General features: G+C 63.9%; 13 protein-coding genes. All 13 read right to left on the bottom strand.

Annotated elements, in window-relative coordinates; all coding sequences use genetic code 11:
- Nucleotides 1-83: 83 nt before the first annotated feature.
- The 13 genes from ACR65T_RS15875 to ACR65T_RS15815 all read right to left on the bottom strand — a co-directional run bounded on the left by ACR65T_RS15875 (nucleotide 84) and on the right by ACR65T_RS15815 (nucleotide 14,411).
- Nucleotides 84-491 carry a very short patch repair endonuclease gene (locus ACR65T_RS15875; protein ID WP_434497398.1) on the bottom strand — a complete coding sequence of 136 codons (408 nt, stop codon included), beginning with the start codon at nucleotides 489-491 and terminating at the stop codon, nucleotides 84-86.
- Between the two features lie 151 nt (nucleotides 492-642).
- The gene (locus ACR65T_RS15870) at nucleotides 643-1,851 is read right to left on the bottom strand and encodes a DNA cytosine methyltransferase (RefSeq protein ID WP_434497397.1); all 1,209 of its coding nucleotides are present in this window, start codon (nucleotides 1,849-1,851) and stop codon (nucleotides 643-645) included.
- Between the two features lie 219 nt (nucleotides 1,852-2,070).
- On the bottom strand, nucleotides 2,071-3,741 hold the full coding sequence (locus ACR65T_RS15865) for a ribonuclease J (RefSeq protein WP_434497396.1): 1,671 nt from the start codon (nucleotides 3,739-3,741) through the stop codon (nucleotides 2,071-2,073).
- A complete protein-coding gene (locus tag ACR65T_RS15860) occupies nucleotides 3,738-4,526 on the bottom strand; it encodes a biotin--[acetyl-CoA-carboxylase] ligase (RefSeq protein WP_434497395.1) in 789 nt (262 codons plus the stop codon). The genes ACR65T_RS15865 and ACR65T_RS15860 overlap by 4 nt, the downstream gene beginning before the upstream one ends.
- 30 nt (nucleotides 4,527-4,556) lie before the next feature.
- Complete coding sequence (gene nuoN, locus ACR65T_RS15855) at nucleotides 4,557-5,990, bottom strand: NADH-quinone oxidoreductase subunit NuoN (RefSeq protein WP_434497394.1); 1,434 nt, start codon at nucleotides 5,988-5,990, stop codon at nucleotides 4,557-4,559.
- Nucleotides 5,991-6,003: 13 nt separating this feature from the next.
- A complete protein-coding gene (locus ACR65T_RS15850) occupies nucleotides 6,004-7,512 on the bottom strand; it encodes an NADH-quinone oxidoreductase subunit M (RefSeq protein WP_434497393.1) in 1,509 nt (502 codons plus the stop codon).
- Nucleotides 7,512-9,518, bottom strand: coding sequence for an NADH-quinone oxidoreductase subunit L (gene nuoL / locus ACR65T_RS15845; RefSeq protein WP_434497392.1), 2,007 nt, complete (start codon nucleotides 9,516-9,518; stop codon nucleotides 7,512-7,514). The genes ACR65T_RS15850 and nuoL overlap by 1 nt, the downstream gene beginning before the upstream one ends.
- Before the next feature lie 7 nt (nucleotides 9,519-9,525).
- Complete coding sequence (gene nuoK / locus ACR65T_RS15840) at nucleotides 9,526-9,837, bottom strand: NADH-quinone oxidoreductase subunit NuoK (RefSeq protein WP_434497391.1); 312 nt, start codon at nucleotides 9,835-9,837, stop codon at nucleotides 9,526-9,528.
- Between the two features lie 11 nt (nucleotides 9,838-9,848).
- Complete coding sequence (locus tag ACR65T_RS15835) at nucleotides 9,849-10,451, bottom strand: NADH-quinone oxidoreductase subunit J (RefSeq protein ID WP_434497390.1); 603 nt, start codon at nucleotides 10,449-10,451, stop codon at nucleotides 9,849-9,851.
- A 52-nt stretch (nucleotides 10,452-10,503) separates the two neighbouring features.
- On the bottom strand, nucleotides 10,504-10,992 hold the full coding sequence (gene nuoI, locus ACR65T_RS15830) for an NADH-quinone oxidoreductase subunit NuoI (RefSeq protein WP_123177173.1): 489 nt from the start codon (nucleotides 10,990-10,992) through the stop codon (nucleotides 10,504-10,506).
- Nucleotides 10,993-10,999: 7 nt separating this feature from the next.
- Complete coding sequence (nuoH, locus tag ACR65T_RS15825; protein ID WP_425373868.1) at nucleotides 11,000-12,049, bottom strand: NADH-quinone oxidoreductase subunit NuoH; 1,050 nt, start codon at nucleotides 12,047-12,049, stop codon at nucleotides 11,000-11,002.
- An 11-nt stretch (nucleotides 12,050-12,060) separates the two neighbouring features.
- Nucleotides 12,061-14,121: an NADH-quinone oxidoreductase subunit NuoG gene (gene nuoG / locus ACR65T_RS15820; RefSeq protein WP_434497389.1), complete on the bottom strand. Its 2,061-nt coding sequence runs from the start codon at nucleotides 14,119-14,121 to the stop codon at nucleotides 12,061-12,063.
- The gene (locus ACR65T_RS15815) at nucleotides 14,118-14,411 is read right to left on the bottom strand and encodes a hypothetical protein (protein ID WP_434497388.1); all 294 of its coding nucleotides are present in this window, start codon (nucleotides 14,409-14,411) and stop codon (nucleotides 14,118-14,120) included. Before ACR65T_RS15815 ends, nuoG begins: the two co-directional genes overlap by 4 nt.
- Between the last annotated feature and the right edge of the window lies 1 nt (nucleotide 14,412).

Below are 14,412 nucleotides of genomic sequence, written 5' to 3'. Positions count from 1 at the left end.
TTCCCTTACGACGTTTTGCGCGCGACCCCTCACCCGGCTGCTCCGCAGCCACCCTCTCCCTATGGGAGAGGGTTACGCGCCCCCTACCCCAAAAATTCGCGCAGCTTCTTTTCCACGCCGGCCTTATCCTTCAGCTCGCACTCCCAGATCGTGAGCGCGCGCCAGCCCTGCGCCGCGAGCTTTTCGCGATGCGCCGCGTCGCGCGCGACGTTTCGCGCGATCTTGGCGCGCCAATAATCGGCGTTGGCCTTAGGGCTGCGCGCGCCGCGCCGGCAATCATGCCCGTGCCAGAAGCAGCCATGGACGAAGATCGCCCGCTTGCGGCCGATGAAGGCGATGTCGGGAGTGCCGGGAACGTCCTTGCGATGCAGCCGATAGCCCGGCGCGAAACGCCTCAACATCGTCCGCACGGCGATTTCAGGAGCGGTGTCGCGCCCCTTCACCGCGCGCATGATGGCGGAGCGCTGGGCGCGACTTTCTTTCACGCTCACGCGTAAGACCCCCTCCCCAGCCCTCCCCCGCGGCGCTTCGCTTGCGCGAGAGGGAGCAGAGACCGCCCGTCATATAGGTTGGGGCTAGCGCGGCAACGCTGATCGGGATGGTTCCCTCTCCCGCGCAGCGGGGGAGGGCTGGGGAGGGGGCTCAAGCCGCCTCCTGCACGACGCATGTATTCAGCAACGGCTCCAACAGGCTCGCTGCGATGTGGCGCACGACCGGAACGACGACGCCGTCGCCGGTCAGATGATAGGCGTCACTATAGGTCGCAGGGAGCAAATATTCTTCCGGCAGTCCCATCAGCCGCGCGGTTTCGCGCGCCGACATCAGCCGCGAGCACACCCTGCCCTTGTCGACGACCAGCACATATTGCCGGCTCGAGCCGCCGGCCGGCGTGCGCAGACACCCCGCAACCTCGTCGAAACGCGCCTCGGCGCGCTGGATTTTGACGCCATTCTGATAGCGCGTGCGCCGATAGAGCGTGCCCACCATCTTGCGCCCGGCGCGTTTCGCCTCGGCGATCTTCGCGAGATTGACTACGCTCATCATGGCGATGAGCGCGTTTGTCTCTTCGACGCTGCGCCACGCCACATCGAGCGGCCTGTCTTCGATCACATCGAACAGAGTCGTGTTGCGCAACGGCGGCGCCGGCAAATCCCACCAAAGCCAATTGGCGCATAGCGCTTGCGGCAGACAATCGTGCGCAGCGACAAGCGCGCGCGTGTGGAAGCCGTCATTGCGAGGAGCGAAGCGCCGAAGCAATCCAGCGGCCCCGACATCATTCTGGATTGCTTCGCTTCGCTCGCAATGACGCAGGAGAGACGCCGGAATCGCCACATCCTCGCGCGCCGCGATGATGAACAGCCGCGGGCGCGATTGCGGCACGAACAGCGCCGCGTCGATGACCAGCGCGCCAAATCTGTAGCGCTCCTTCGCCAGCGCCTCGCAGATTTTGGTAAAGTCCTTGCCGCCATGCGAGGTCAGCGCGCCGCAGACGTTTTCGAGAACGATGAGCGACGGCGCACGGCCCTCCTTGCGCAGCGCCTTCATCAAATCCCAGAACGGCCAGAACGTCCCGGACCTTTCGCCCTTCAGTCCCGCGCCGGCGCCGGCGAGCGACAGATCCTGACAGGGGAAGGACGCCCAGACGAGATCGGCGCGGCCTGGCAATTGCGCCGTGGAGATCTCGCGCACGTCGCCGACGTGCAGTTCCTCGCCGCCCCAATTGGCGCGATAGCTCTCCGCCTTTTTGCGATCGAAGTCATTGGCGAAAAGGCAGCGCCAGCCGTCGCCGAGTCCGGCGCGGGCCATGCCGCCGCCGGCGAAGAATTCGTAAAAGCCAGGCCGATCGTCCATGCGCGATTCGCTCCAAGCGCAGCGTACCCGCTTGGCGCCGCCGCCGCGACTGAAAAGAACGCGCGCGAACCCCTCTCCCTAAGGGAGAGGGTCGGACCGAAGGTCCGGGGCGAGGGGTTTCACGCCAAACGGTAAAGAGGCGAACCCCTCTTCCGGCTGCTTCGCAGCCACCCTCTCCCGATGGGAGAGGGTTCGCGCCATTTCTTGAAAGAGCCGAAGCTACGTCGCGACGACCATCACATGCACGGTCGGCTTCTTGCCCCAGACGGACGATACGGCGCCGCGCACCGCGCGCTCGATCGCCGTTGATACGGCGTTGGCGTCGCGGCGTCGCGGACGCGACAGCGCCTCGAAGGCGGCGAAGAGCGCCTCGTCGATGACTTCGCCCATCTCCTCGCCGAATTTGCCGCGTTTCGGCACGCCGGCGAAGACGACGTCCGGATCGCCGACAAGCTCGCCCTTGCGATCGACCGCCAGCGCGATGGAGATGACGCCGGCGATAGACAGCCGCACGCGGTCGCGCACGGCGCCGTCGTCTTCGGTCAGGACGACGTCGCCATCCTTCATCAGACGGCCGTGCGGGGCCTTACCGATGATGCCCGGCGCGCCCGGCGCCAGTCGCACGATATCGCCATTGCGCGCCGAAACGACCTGCGACACGCCATGCGCCTTGGCGAAGGCCGCGTGCGCCGTGAGATGATGCGCCTCGCCATGCGCCGGCACGGCGATCTGCGGCCGGATCCATTCGTACATTTGCGTGACTTCGCCGCGCCGCGGATGGCCTGAGCAATGCACGAGGTGGTCGTGGTCGGTGATGACCTCGACGCCGATGTCGCAGAGGGCGTTGATGACGCGAAAGACGTCGCGCGCATTTCCGGGAATGACGCGCGAAGAGAAGATCACCCGATCGCCCGCGACAAGCTTGATCGCCGGATGTTCGTTCAGCGCCGCCCGCGCCATGGCGGCGCGGGTTTCGCCCTGGCTTCCGGTGGCGATGACGACGGTCTTGTCGCGCGGCAAGGTCGGCAGCAATTCAGGCGCGTGAAATCCGGGCAGCCCGTCGAGATAGCCGCAGTCTCGCGCGACCTGGATGGCGCGATCCATCGCCCTCCCGGCGACGACGACGGTGCGCCCGCAGGCCTGCGCCGCTTCGCCGATGCCGCGCAGCCGCGCGATATTGGACGCGAAGGTCGTCACCAGCACCCGGCCCGGCGCTTCGGCGATCAGCGTGCGCAAAGTGCGCGCGACGTCGGCTTCCGAGAAACTGTCGCCCTCGCGCAGGATGTTGGTCGAGTCGCAGATGAGCGCGGTGACGCCCTCGTCGCCGAGCGCGCGGAGCCGCGCCTCGTCGATGCGCGTTCCAACGCCGGGCTGCGGATCGATCTTCCAGTCGCCGGTGTGGAGCAGCAGCCCGAGCGGCGTGCGGATCGCGAGCGCGTTCGCTTCCGGAATCGAATGCGCGACGGCGACATATTCGACTTGGAACGGATCGAGATCGAGCTTTGCGCCGGCATGCGTCAGGGAAATGTCGATCTTCGGCGCGCCAGGTTCGTTCAACCGCCGCACTTCCAGGAGGCCCGCCGCAAAGGGCGTGGCGAAGACCCGGCATTTGAGCCGCGGCCATAAGGTCGCGAGCCCGCCGATATGATCCTCATGCGCATGGGTGATGCAAATGCCGACGAGATCGCGCGCGATCTTCTCGACGAAGGCGATGTCGGCGAAGACGAGGTCGACGCCGGGCGCCTCGGTCCCGGGAAAGCCCAGGCCGCAATCGACCATCAGCCATTTGCGCGCTTTCGGCGGCCCGTAGCCGTAGAGCGCCAAGTTCATGCCAATTTCGCCCAAGCCGCCGAGCGGCAGGAAGACGAGGTCCACGTCCGGCGTCGTCATGCGACGCCTCCCGCCGTGGTCTGGCGCGGACCGAGCGACACGTCGCCCGCCTCGATGACCCGCTCGCCGTCACGCGTCGCCAAAACTAGCCGGCCGGTCGCGTCGATGGTCGCGAGGCGTCCCTCGACGGTCTCGCGCGGAAGCTCAACGCGGATATGGGCGTCGAGATAGGCGGCGTCCGCCAGCCAAGCGTCTCGGATGCGGGCGAAGCCCTCGCCGCCGCGCCAAAGATCAAGCGATTCGAGGAGCGCGTCGGACAGATGCGCAAAGAGCGTCGCGGCGTCCGGCGCGTTCGGCCCGATCGACGCAAGCGCGCGCGCTTCAAAGGGCAGATCACGCGGCGCCTCGGCGCAGTTCACGCCGAGGCCAATAATCGCGACGGAGGCGCGCGGCGCGCGCGCATCGCCCGTCGGCACGCCGACATTCTCAAGCAAAATCCCGCCGAGCTTGGCGCCCTCGAGCAAGAGATCATTCGGCCATTTCAGCGCGAAGCGGCCGGCGCCGCCCGTCGCGACGCGCAACCCGCGCATCGCCGCGACCCCCGCCACGAAGCCGAGCTGCGGCGCGACGGCGGCTTCGCCGAAATTGCCAAGAACAAGGCTCGCATGAAGATTGCCCGGCGGCGAAATCCATTCGCGTCCCAGACGGCCATGGCCGCGCGTCTGCCGCGCGGCGACCACCCACAAAGGCCCGCGCTCGCCCGCCTCGATCAGACGTCGGGCTTCGTCATTGGTCGAATCGACGCTCTCCAGCGCGAGGAGACGCACGCCGCTGGCGCGCGCCAATGATCCCAACTCCACGCGCGAATTACCTCCCTAGAAAAGCGATTTGGCGGCCGCCGCCGCCGCATCCATGACTGGGGAGGGATAGACCCAAAAGCCAAGCAGCGCCAGCGTGGAAGCGCCAAGCACCGCACGCAGCGCCATCGGCGCGCGGTCGAAGGCCGGCGCTGGCTCATCGAAATACATGACCTTGACGACCCGCAGATAGTAATAGGCGGCGACAGCGCTCGCCAGCACGCCGATGACCGCGAGGCCAAAGAGGCCAGCGTCGACCGCGGCGAGGAGCACATAATATTTGGCGAAAAAGCCCGCGAGCGGCGGAACGCCGGCAAGCGAGAACATCAGCATCGCCAGGAAGAAGGCCATCCAGCCGTTGGTGCGCGACAGGCCGGCGAGATCGGAGACATTCTCGACATATCTGCCTTCGACGCGCATCGCGAGAATGGCGGCGAAGGTCCCGAGCGTCATGATCAGATAGATCGTGAGGTAGATCGCGACGCCGCGCACGCCCGCCTCATCGCCGGCAGCCAGTCCGATCAGCGCAAAGCCCATATGGCCGATCGAGGAATAGGCCATCAGCCGCTTGATATTCTCCTGTCCGATCGCCGCGAAAGAGCCCAGCAGCATCGAAGCGATGGAAATGAAGATGATGATCTGGCGCCATTGGTCTTTCACGCCCGGGAAGGCGGTAATGACAATGCGCACGGTGATCGCCACCGCCGCCATTTTGGCGGCCGAAGCGAAGAAGGCGGTGACCGGCGTCGGCGCGCCCTGATAAACGTCGGGCGTCCACATATGGAAGGGCGCCGCCGACATTTTGAAGGCCAGCGCGGCCAGGACGAAGACAAGCCCGAAGATCACGCCGATCGGCGGGGAGGTCGAGACGGCCGCCGCGATCCCGGCGAAAGACACTGTTCCGGCGAAGCCATAGAGCAGCGACGCGCCGTAAAGCATCATGCCGGAAGAGAGCGCGCCGAGGACGAAATATTTCAGCCCGGCCTCCGACGATCGCCCGTCGTCGCGCGCAAAGGCGGCCATGACATAGAGCGCCAGCGACATCAGTTCGAGGCCGAGATAGAGCGCGATGAGGTTATCGGCCGAAATCAGCAGCAACATGCCGAGCGTCGAGAGAATGATGAGCACCGGATATTCGAATTTTTCGAGCCCGTTGCGTTGCAGCCAGTCGACGGACAGCAGAATCGACACGATCGCGCCGATCAGCGTCAGCGCTTTCATGAAGCGCGAGAACCCATCGTCGATATAGGCGCCGTCGAAGATGCTCGTGCCCGGCGTGCTCGACAGCGCAATCGCCACCAAGGCGAGGCCCAGAATGCCGACAGCCATTTCATCGACAAGGCCGAAACCGCGCTCGCCGCGGAAGGCGCCGATGAGGATGAGCGCCATCACGCCGACGGCGAGAATCGTCTCGGGAAGAAAGTGATGCGCGAGTTGAACGAAAAAGGGCATCGTCAGCGATCCGTCATTGGCCAGCGGCCGCGAGCTTAACCGCGTCGATGAGCGCCGTATGGGTCTGGATGAGATTGTCGACCGACGCCTGCGTCGCGTTCAGAATGGCCTGCGGCTGCAGGCCGTAGTAAATTGTGAGCAGCACAAGCGGCGTGAAGATCGCGATCTCGCGTGGCGTCAGATCGGTGATGTTCTTGAGGCTGGCCTTGTCCAAGACCCCGAAGATCACGCGGCGGTAGAGATAGAGCGCATAAGCCGCGGACAGAACGACGCCGCTCGTCGCGATCAGCGCGACCCAGCTATTCGCCTGGAACGTGCCGGTCAGCGACAGGAATTCGCCGATGAAGCCCGTCGTTCCCGGCAGGCCGACATTGGCCATGGTGAACAGCATGAACACGAAGGCGTAGATCGGCATGCGGTTGACGAGGCCGCCATAGGCGGCGATCTCGCGCGTATGCATGCGGTCGTAGATCACGCCGACGCAAAGGAACAGCGCGCCGGCGACTAAGCCGTGCGAGATCATCTGGAAGATCGCGCCCTGCATGCCTTGAGCATTGAGCGTGAAGAGGCCCATCGTGACGAAGCCCATATGCGCGACGGACGAATAAGCGATGAGCTTCTTGATGTCTTCCTGAACGAGCGCGACGAGCGAGGTGTAGACGATCGCGATCACGGACAGCGCGTAGATGAGCGGCGCGAAATTGGTCGACGCGTCCGGAAACATCGGCAGCGAAAAGCGGATGAAGCCGTAGCCGCCCATCTTCAGCAGAATCGCCGCAAGGATCACGGAGCCGGCTGTCGGCGCCTCGACGTGCGCGTCAGGCAGCCAGGTGTGCACCGGCCACATCGGCATCTTCACCGCGAAGGAGGCGAAGAAGGCGAGCCACAGCCAGGTCTGCATCTCCTTGGGGAAGTCGGTATGCAGCAGCACGGTGATGTCGGTCGTGCCGGCCTTGCCGTACATGGCGAGGATCGCGACCAGCATGAGGAGCGAACCGACAAGCGTGTAGAGAAAGAATTTGAAGCTCGCGTAGACGCGCCGCTTGCCGCCCCAGATTCCGATGATGAGAAACATCGGGATGAGGCCGCCCTCGAAGAAGAGATAGAACAGCACGATGTCGAGCGCGCAGAAGACGCCGATCATCAGCGTCTCGAGCACGAGGAAGGCGATCATATATTCCTTCACCCGCTTCTGGATCGAGTCCCAGGAGGCGAGGATGGCGAAGGGCATCAGGAAGGTCGTCAGCAAAACGAACGGCATCGAAAAGCCGTCGACGCCCATCTTGTAGACGAGGCCCGAGCCGAGCCAGTTTTTCTCCTCGACGAATTGGAACGCCGCGCTCGTCGTGTCGAAGCCGGACCAGATGACAAGCGACAACGCGAAGGTCGCAATCGTCGTCGCCAGCGTCGCCCACCGGATGTTGCGCAGGCTCGCTTCATCATCGCCCTTCTGCGTGAGCAGGAAGGCGACGCCGACCAGCGGCAGAAAGGTGACGCCGGAGAGAATGCCGAAACCAAACATCAGCGCAGCCCCCCGGCGACGAAGTATGTGACGACCGCCGCGACGCCGATGAGCATGGCGAAGGCGTAGTGATAGACGTAGCCGGTCTGCAAGCGCACCGCGAGCCTTGCGCCATCGGCGACTCGCGCCGCCACCCCGTCAGGCCCGAGGCCGTCGATGATCGCGCCGTCGCCGCCCTTCCAGAACAGTCTGCCGAGCGCAAAGGCCGGCCGAACGAACAGGAAGTCGTAGAGCTCGTCGAAATACCATTTGTTGAGCAGGAACCGGTAAAGCCGCGGGAAAGTTCTCGCGATCGCCTGCGCAGTTCCGGGCCTCAGCACATAGACATAGAGCGACACGAGGAAGCCCAGAACCATCATCGCGGTCGGCGCATAGCCGGCCCAAGCGGGAATGGCGTGCATCTCGTGCAGGATCTCGTTGTGCTCGCCGGTAAAGATCGCGCCCTTCCAGAATTCGGCATAGGCGTGACCGGCGAAATCGGGCTCGAACACATAGCCGGCCGCAAGCGCGCCAACGGCGAGCACCGCCAGCGGGATCAGCATCACCAGCGGCGATTCATGCGGCGCATGATGGCCGTGATCATCATGTCCGTGATGATGCGCATCTTCGGCCGCCGGTTCGTCCTCCGCATGACTCTCGGCGACCGGATGCGCGGCGCGATGGCCGAAGAAGGTCATGAACACCAGACGCCATGAATAATAGGAGGTCAGTCCCGCGGCGACGACGGTCGCGACGAAGCCGATCATCGCCGTTGTGTGGTGTTCGCCGGCGGCGAACGCCGCCTCGATGATGCCGTCCTTGGAGAAATATCCCGCCGTATAGGGAAAGCCGGTCAGCGCCAGGGTGCCGATCGTCATCATCGCGAAGGTGAAGGGTATGTCCTTGCGCAACCCGCCCATGTTGCGCATGTCCTGCTCGTGATGCATCGCGTGGATGACCGAGCCCGCGCCCAGAAACAGTAGAGCCTTGAAGAAGGCATGCGTGAAGAGATGAAAGATGCCGAGCGAATAGGCCCCGACGCCTTCCGCAACGAACATATAGCCGAGCTGCGAACAGGTCGAATAGGCAATCACGCGCTTGATGTCGTTTTGAACGAGACCGACAGTCGCGGCGAAAAAGGCGGTCACCGCGCCGATGATGGTCACGAATTCGAGCGCCGCAGGCGCATATTCAAAGATCGGCGATAGCCGCGCGACCATGAACACGCCAGCGGTCACCATGGTCGCGGCGTGGATGAGCGCCGAGACCGGCGTCGGGCCCTCCATCGCGTCGGGCAACCATGTGTGCAGGAAGAATTGCGCCGACTTGCCCATCGCGCCGATAAACAGCAGGAAAGCCGCTAGCGTCAGCGCGTCGACGTCAAGGCCGAAGGCGTGAATCCGCTGGCCTTCGAGACCCGGCACGGTGGCGAAGATCTCGTCAAAGGTGAGAGACTTCGTCAATTGGAAAACCAGGAAAATGCCGAGCGCGAAGCCGAAATCGCCGACGCGGTTGACGACGAAGGCCTTGATCGCCGCAGCGTTGGCCGACGGCTTTTGGTACCAGAAGCCGATCAGCAGGTAGGACGCGAGACCGACGCCCTCCCAGCCAAAGAACATCTGCACGAGATTGTCGGCGGTCACCAGCATCAGCATGGCGAAGGTAAAGAGCGACAGATAGGCGAAGAAGCGCGGACGATGCGGATCCTCATGCATATAGCCGACCGAATAGAGATGCACGAGGCTCGACACCGTGTTGACGACGACGAGCATCACCGCCGTCAGCGTATCGACCCGCAACGCCCAGTCGACCTTGAGCGCGCCGACGGTCATCCAATTGCCGATGATCGGCGCATAGCCCTGATCGTGGCCAAGCGCGACGTCGAAGAAAACGATCCACGACAGGACGGCGCAGACCATCAACAGACTCGTCGTAACGAATTCGGAGACGCGCGCCCCGATCCAGCGGCCGAACGCGCCCGCGATCAGAAAGCCGACGAGCGGCAGAAAGACGATGGCGTAAATCATCTCGGGGTCAGCCCTTCAAGGAATTGATGTCTTCGACGGCGATCGTGCCGCGATTGCGATAGAAGGCGACGAGAATCGCGAGGCCGATCGCCGCCTCCGCCGCCGCCACGGTGAGCACGAAGAGCGCGAACACCTGACCGGTCAAATCGGTGAGCGACTGCGAGAAGGCGACGAAGTTCAAATTAACCGCAAGCAGTATCAGCTCAACCGACATGAGAATGACGATGATGTTCTTACGGTTGAGGATGATGCCGGCGACGCCGAGCGTGAACAGGACCGCCGCGACGACGAGGTAATGCGTAAGGCCGATGGTCAGCATGGAGGTCCTCGTTAGACGCCGGTCCGAAACGGAACTTTCTTGATCTCGATCACATTTTCGCGCGTGCGCGCGTTCTGTTCGTTGATCTTCTGCCGCTTGATGTTGGGCTTGTGATGGAGCGTCAGCACGATGGCGCCGATCATGGCGGTGAGCAGCACAAGCGCCGACGCCTGAAAGAAGATCACATATTTCGTATAGAGGATTTGGCCGAGCGCCGCGGTGTTGCTCATTTGCGGAATGATCGGATTGGCGGCGGCGTCTGCGGCCGAGGGCGCCGAACTCCATCCGAGCGCAACGAAACCCAGTTCCGCGAGGACGACGACGCCGACCCCGACGCCAACGGGAAGATATTTGGCGAAGCCCTGCTTCAGTTCGGCGAAGTCGACGTCGAGCATCATCACGACGAATAGGAACAGCACCGCGACCGCGCCGACATAGACGACGATCAGGATCATCGCCAGGAATTCCGCGCCGGCGAGCAGAAACAGCCCCGCGCCATTGCAGAAGGCGAGGATGAGAAAGAGCACCGAGTGCACAGGGTTGCGCGCGAAGATCACGACGCCGGCCGAGGCGATCATGATCGTCGCGAATAGGTAGAAAAATACGGCCTGCACGTTCTTCGTCCTTACTGCGCCAATGCGGCGTGTTCGTTCCGTTCTCTTCGCGTTACCTGTACTGCGCGTCCATCGCGATGTTGCGCGCGATCTCGCGCTCCCAGCGGTCGCCGTTCTCGAGCAGACGGTCCTTGTTGTAGTAGAGCTCCTCGCGGGTCTCGACCGAGAATTCCGAATTGGGCCCCTCGACGATGGCGTCCACCGGGCAGGCTTCCTGGCAGTAGCCGCAATAGATGCATTTGACCATGTCGATGTCGTAGCGCGTGGTGCGGCGGGTGCCGTCGTTGCGGCGTGGTCCGGCTTCGATGGTGATCGCCTGCGCGGGACAGATCGCCTCGCACAGCTTGCAGGCGATGCAGCGCTCCTCGCCATTGGGGTAGCGGCGCAGCGCATGCTCGCCGCGGTAGCGCGGCGACTGCGGATTCTTTTCGTGCGGATAGTTGATCGTCGCCTTCGGCTTGAAGAAGTAGCGCATCGACAGCAGGAATGCGCCGACGAATTCGGTGAGGAAGAGCGACTTGGCGGCTTGATCGAGTTTCATGACGGCCTCAACTGCCTGCCGGTCCCGCCGGCCAGAACTGCAGCACGGCGGCGACGATGACGACCATGGCGAGGGAGATCGGCAGGAAGACTTTCCAGCCCAGACGCATCAGCTGATCGTAGCGATAGCGCGGCACGAAAGCCTTCACCATGGCGAAGAAGAAGAAAAAGAAGCTCACCTTCAGCGTGAACCAGATCACGCCCGGCACATAGGTGAACGGCGCGATTTTGATCGGCGGCAGCCAGCCGCCAAAGAACAGGATCGTCAGCAGCGCGCACATGGTGACGATCGCCACATATTCGGCGAGCATGAACAGCACGTAGGGCGTCGCCGAATATTCGATCATGAAGCCGGCGACGAGCTCCGACTCCGCCTCCACGAGATCGAACGGCGGACGATTGGTCTCGGCGAGCGCCGAGACGAAGAAGATGACGAACATCGGGAACAGGCGCAGCCAGTACCAGCCGGCCATGCCGTAGGACGTATCCTGCGCGTGGACGATGTCGGTCAGATTGAGCGAGCCGGCGCAGAGCAGCACCGTGATGATGACGAAGCCGATCGAGACTTCATAGGAGACCATCTGCGCCGCCGAGCGGAGCGCCGACAGGAACGGATATTTCGAGTTCGACGCCCAGCCGCCCATGATGACGCCATAGACGCCAAGCGACGACAGCGCGAAAATGTAAAGGATCCCGACATTGATATCGCCGACCGCCCAGCCGTCGGCGACCGGAATGACGGCCCAGGCGGCGATCGAGAGCGTCGCCATGATGAAGGGCGCGAACAGGAAGACGCCCTTGTTGGCGACGTCCGGAATCACCGGCTCCTTGAGCGCGAACTTGAGGAAGTCCGCGAAGCTCTGCAGCAGCCCCCAGGGTCCGACGACATTGGGTCCGCGGCGCAACTGCACCGCCGCCCAGATCTTGCGGTCCGCGAGGATCACATAGGCCACGTAGATCAGCAACGCGACCGCCAGCAAAACGCTCTTCACGAGCGCGAGAAGCAGCGGATACGCGATGAAGAAATCCGAAATGGCGCTCGCCCAACCGTCGCTCACGTCCAACGCTCCTATTCCGCCGCCTGAGCAAGCCGGCCCTGCGCCAGCGCCGAACATTCCGCCATGATCGCCGAGGCGCGGGCGATCGGGTTTGTGAAGTAGAAGTTTTGGATCGCCGGCGCGAAGGAATCTTTCATCGCCACGGCCGGATGGTTGGCCAGAGCGACGACCTGCGCGGATTCGCCCGGCGCAATCTCGTCCAGTTCCGCGAAGTGCGGGTGGGACTCGACGAGCAGCCGGCGCAACGCCGCAAGAGAATCGAAGGGCAGCGGATTGCCGATCGCGCCCGAGAGCGCGCGCAACACCGCCCAATCTTCTCGCGCTTCTCCTGGCGGGAAGACGACGCGGAAGGCGCGCTGCACGCGGCCTTCCGTATTGACGTAAAGCCCGGTTTTTTCCGTGTAGGCGGCGCCGGGCAGGATCACGTCGGCGCGATGCGCGCCGCGGTCGCCATGCGTGCCGATATACACGACGAAGGCGCCGGGCTCGATGGCGATTTCGTCGGCCCCGAGGTTGAAGATGAGGTCGAGCGCGCCGGCCTTCGCCATCGCGCCCGCATCCAACCCACCTGCGCCCGGCGTGAAGCCGAGATCGAGCGCGCCGGCGCGCGCGGCCGCCGTATGCAGGACCGAGAAGCCGTTCCAGCCGTCGCCGAGACCGCCGAGCCTTTGCGCGGCCTGAGCGGCGAGCGTGAGCGCCGCCTCGCCGTCGTCGCGCGCCAGAGCGCCCTGCCCGACGATGACCAGCAGCTTCTCCGCCGGCTTTGCCGAGCGGATGAACTGCAGAAGCGATTCCGGCCCGGCCCCGAGATAGTCGTAGCCGTAGGTCAGATCGGCGCGCGCGCCGACAAGCGAGATCTTGAAGTCGCCTCTGAGCCAGCGCTTGCGGAGTCGCGCATTGAGAACAGGCGCTTCCTTGCGCGGATTGGCGCCGATGATGAGCGCGGCGCCCGCCTGTTCGATCCCCGCGACCGTCGCGTTGAAGAGATATGAGGCGCGGCCGAATTTCGGATCGAGTTTGGCGCCGTCCTGGCGGCAATCGAGATTCGGCGTTCCAAGCTGCTCGGCGAGAAGCTTCAGCGCGAAGGTCTCTTCGACCGCGGCGAGATCGCCGACCAGCGCGCCAATGCGCGACGCGGTCGTCGCCTTGGTTTTCGCGGCGACGGCGGCGAGCGCCTCCTGCCAGGAGGCCGGGCGCAGCCGGCCGTTCTCGCGGATATAGGGGCGATCGAGGCGCTGCGTCTTCAGACCGTCGACGATCTGGCGCGCCTTGTCGGAGATCCACTCCTCATTCACGAGGTCGTTGATGCGCGGCAGAATGCGCATGACTTCACGGCCGCGCGAGTCGACGCGGATCGCCGAGCCAAGCGCGTCCATCACGTCGATCGTCTCGGTCTTCTGATATTCCCAGGGACGGCCACGGAAGCTTTGCGGCTTGGGCAGCAGCGCGCCAACCGGACAAAGATCCGCGACATTGCCCTGCAGCTCGGAGGTCATCGCGCTTTCGAGATAGGTGGTGATCTCCATATCTTCGCCGCGGCCGATCGCGCCCATGTCGCCCGTGCCGGCGACTTCCGCCGTGAAGCGGACACAACGCGTGCAATGGATGCAGCGGTTCATCTCGGTCTTGACCAGGACGCCGATATATTTGTCTTCGACCGCGCGCTTGTTTTCATGAAAACGCGAGCTGTCGACGCCAAACACCAGCGCCTGATCCTGCAGATCGCATTCGCCGCCCTGATCGCAGATCGGGCAATCCAGCGGATGGTTGATCAGCAGGAACTCCATCACCCCTTCGCGCGCCTTCTTCACCATCGGCGACTTGGTGAGGACTTCCGGCGGCGCGCCGTTCGGACCGGGGCGCAAATCCTTCACCGACATGGCGCAGGAGGCTTGCGGTTTCGGCGGCCCGCCCTTCACCTCAACGAGGCACATGCGGCAGTTGCCGGCGATCGACAGGCGTTCGTGATAGCAAAAGCGCGGAATCTCGGCGCCGGCCTGCTCGCAGGCCTGCAGCAGGGTGAACTCTCCCGGCACGTCCACTTCGACGCCATCGACGAGAATCTTGGTCACTTCGCCTTCTCCAACTTCTCGACGCGTTCGGTCAGCTCCGCCAGGCGAACCTCGATTTTCTTGTGCTTTTCATCCGCGTTCACTGCAAAGCCGAGCGCGGTCATCGTCGCTTCGCGAAGCGTCTCGACCCGCTCTTCGAGAAAGTCGAAACGCAAGGTATGATGGTCCTGCACGTTGCGAACGCCGCGAATGTCGTTTTGAACCCCGCGAACGCCTTCACGAAGGTCGGCGATGTCCCCGCGCATCCCGCGCAGCAACTCAAGAACGAGATTGTCGGGTTCTTGGACCATG

This window comes from Methylocystis sp., from assembly GCF_051061285.1.
GTDB lineage: Bacteria > Pseudomonadota > Alphaproteobacteria > Rhizobiales > Beijerinckiaceae > Methylocystis.
Note: the sequence above shows the minus strand (reverse complement) of the source record. Positions and strands in the feature narration are given on the sequence as shown.

What these genes read in the sequence shown, in the direction of transcription:
- ACR65T_RS15870 (WP_434497397.1), bottom strand. Translation starts at nt 1,851, where the DNA reads ATGGACGATCGGCCTGGCTTTTACGAATTCTTCGCCGGCGGCGGCATG.
- ACR65T_RS15865 (WP_434497396.1), bottom strand. Translation starts at nt 3,741, where the DNA reads ATGACGACGCCGGACGTGGACCTCGTCTTCCTGCCGCTCGGCGGCTTG.
- nuoN (WP_434497394.1), bottom strand. Translation starts at nt 5,990, where the DNA reads ATGCCCTTTTTCGTTCAACTCGCGCATCACTTTCTTCCCGAGACGATT.
- ACR65T_RS15850 (WP_434497393.1), bottom strand. Translation starts at nt 7,512, where the DNA reads ATGTTTGGTTTCGGCATTCTCTCCGGCGTCACCTTTCTGCCGCTGGTC.
- nuoL (WP_434497392.1), bottom strand. Translation starts at nt 9,518, where the DNA reads ATGATTTACGCCATCGTCTTTCTGCCGCTCGTCGGCTTTCTGATCGCG.
- nuoK (WP_434497391.1), bottom strand. Translation starts at nt 9,837, where the DNA reads ATGCTGACCATCGGCCTTACGCATTACCTCGTCGTCGCGGCGGTCCTG.
- nuoI (WP_123177173.1), bottom strand. Translation starts at nt 10,992, where the DNA reads ATGAAACTCGATCAAGCCGCCAAGTCGCTCTTCCTCACCGAATTCGTC.
- ACR65T_RS15815 (WP_434497388.1), bottom strand. Translation starts at nt 14,411, where the DNA reads ATGGTCCAAGAACCCGACAATCTCGTTCTTGAGTTGCTGCGCGGGATG.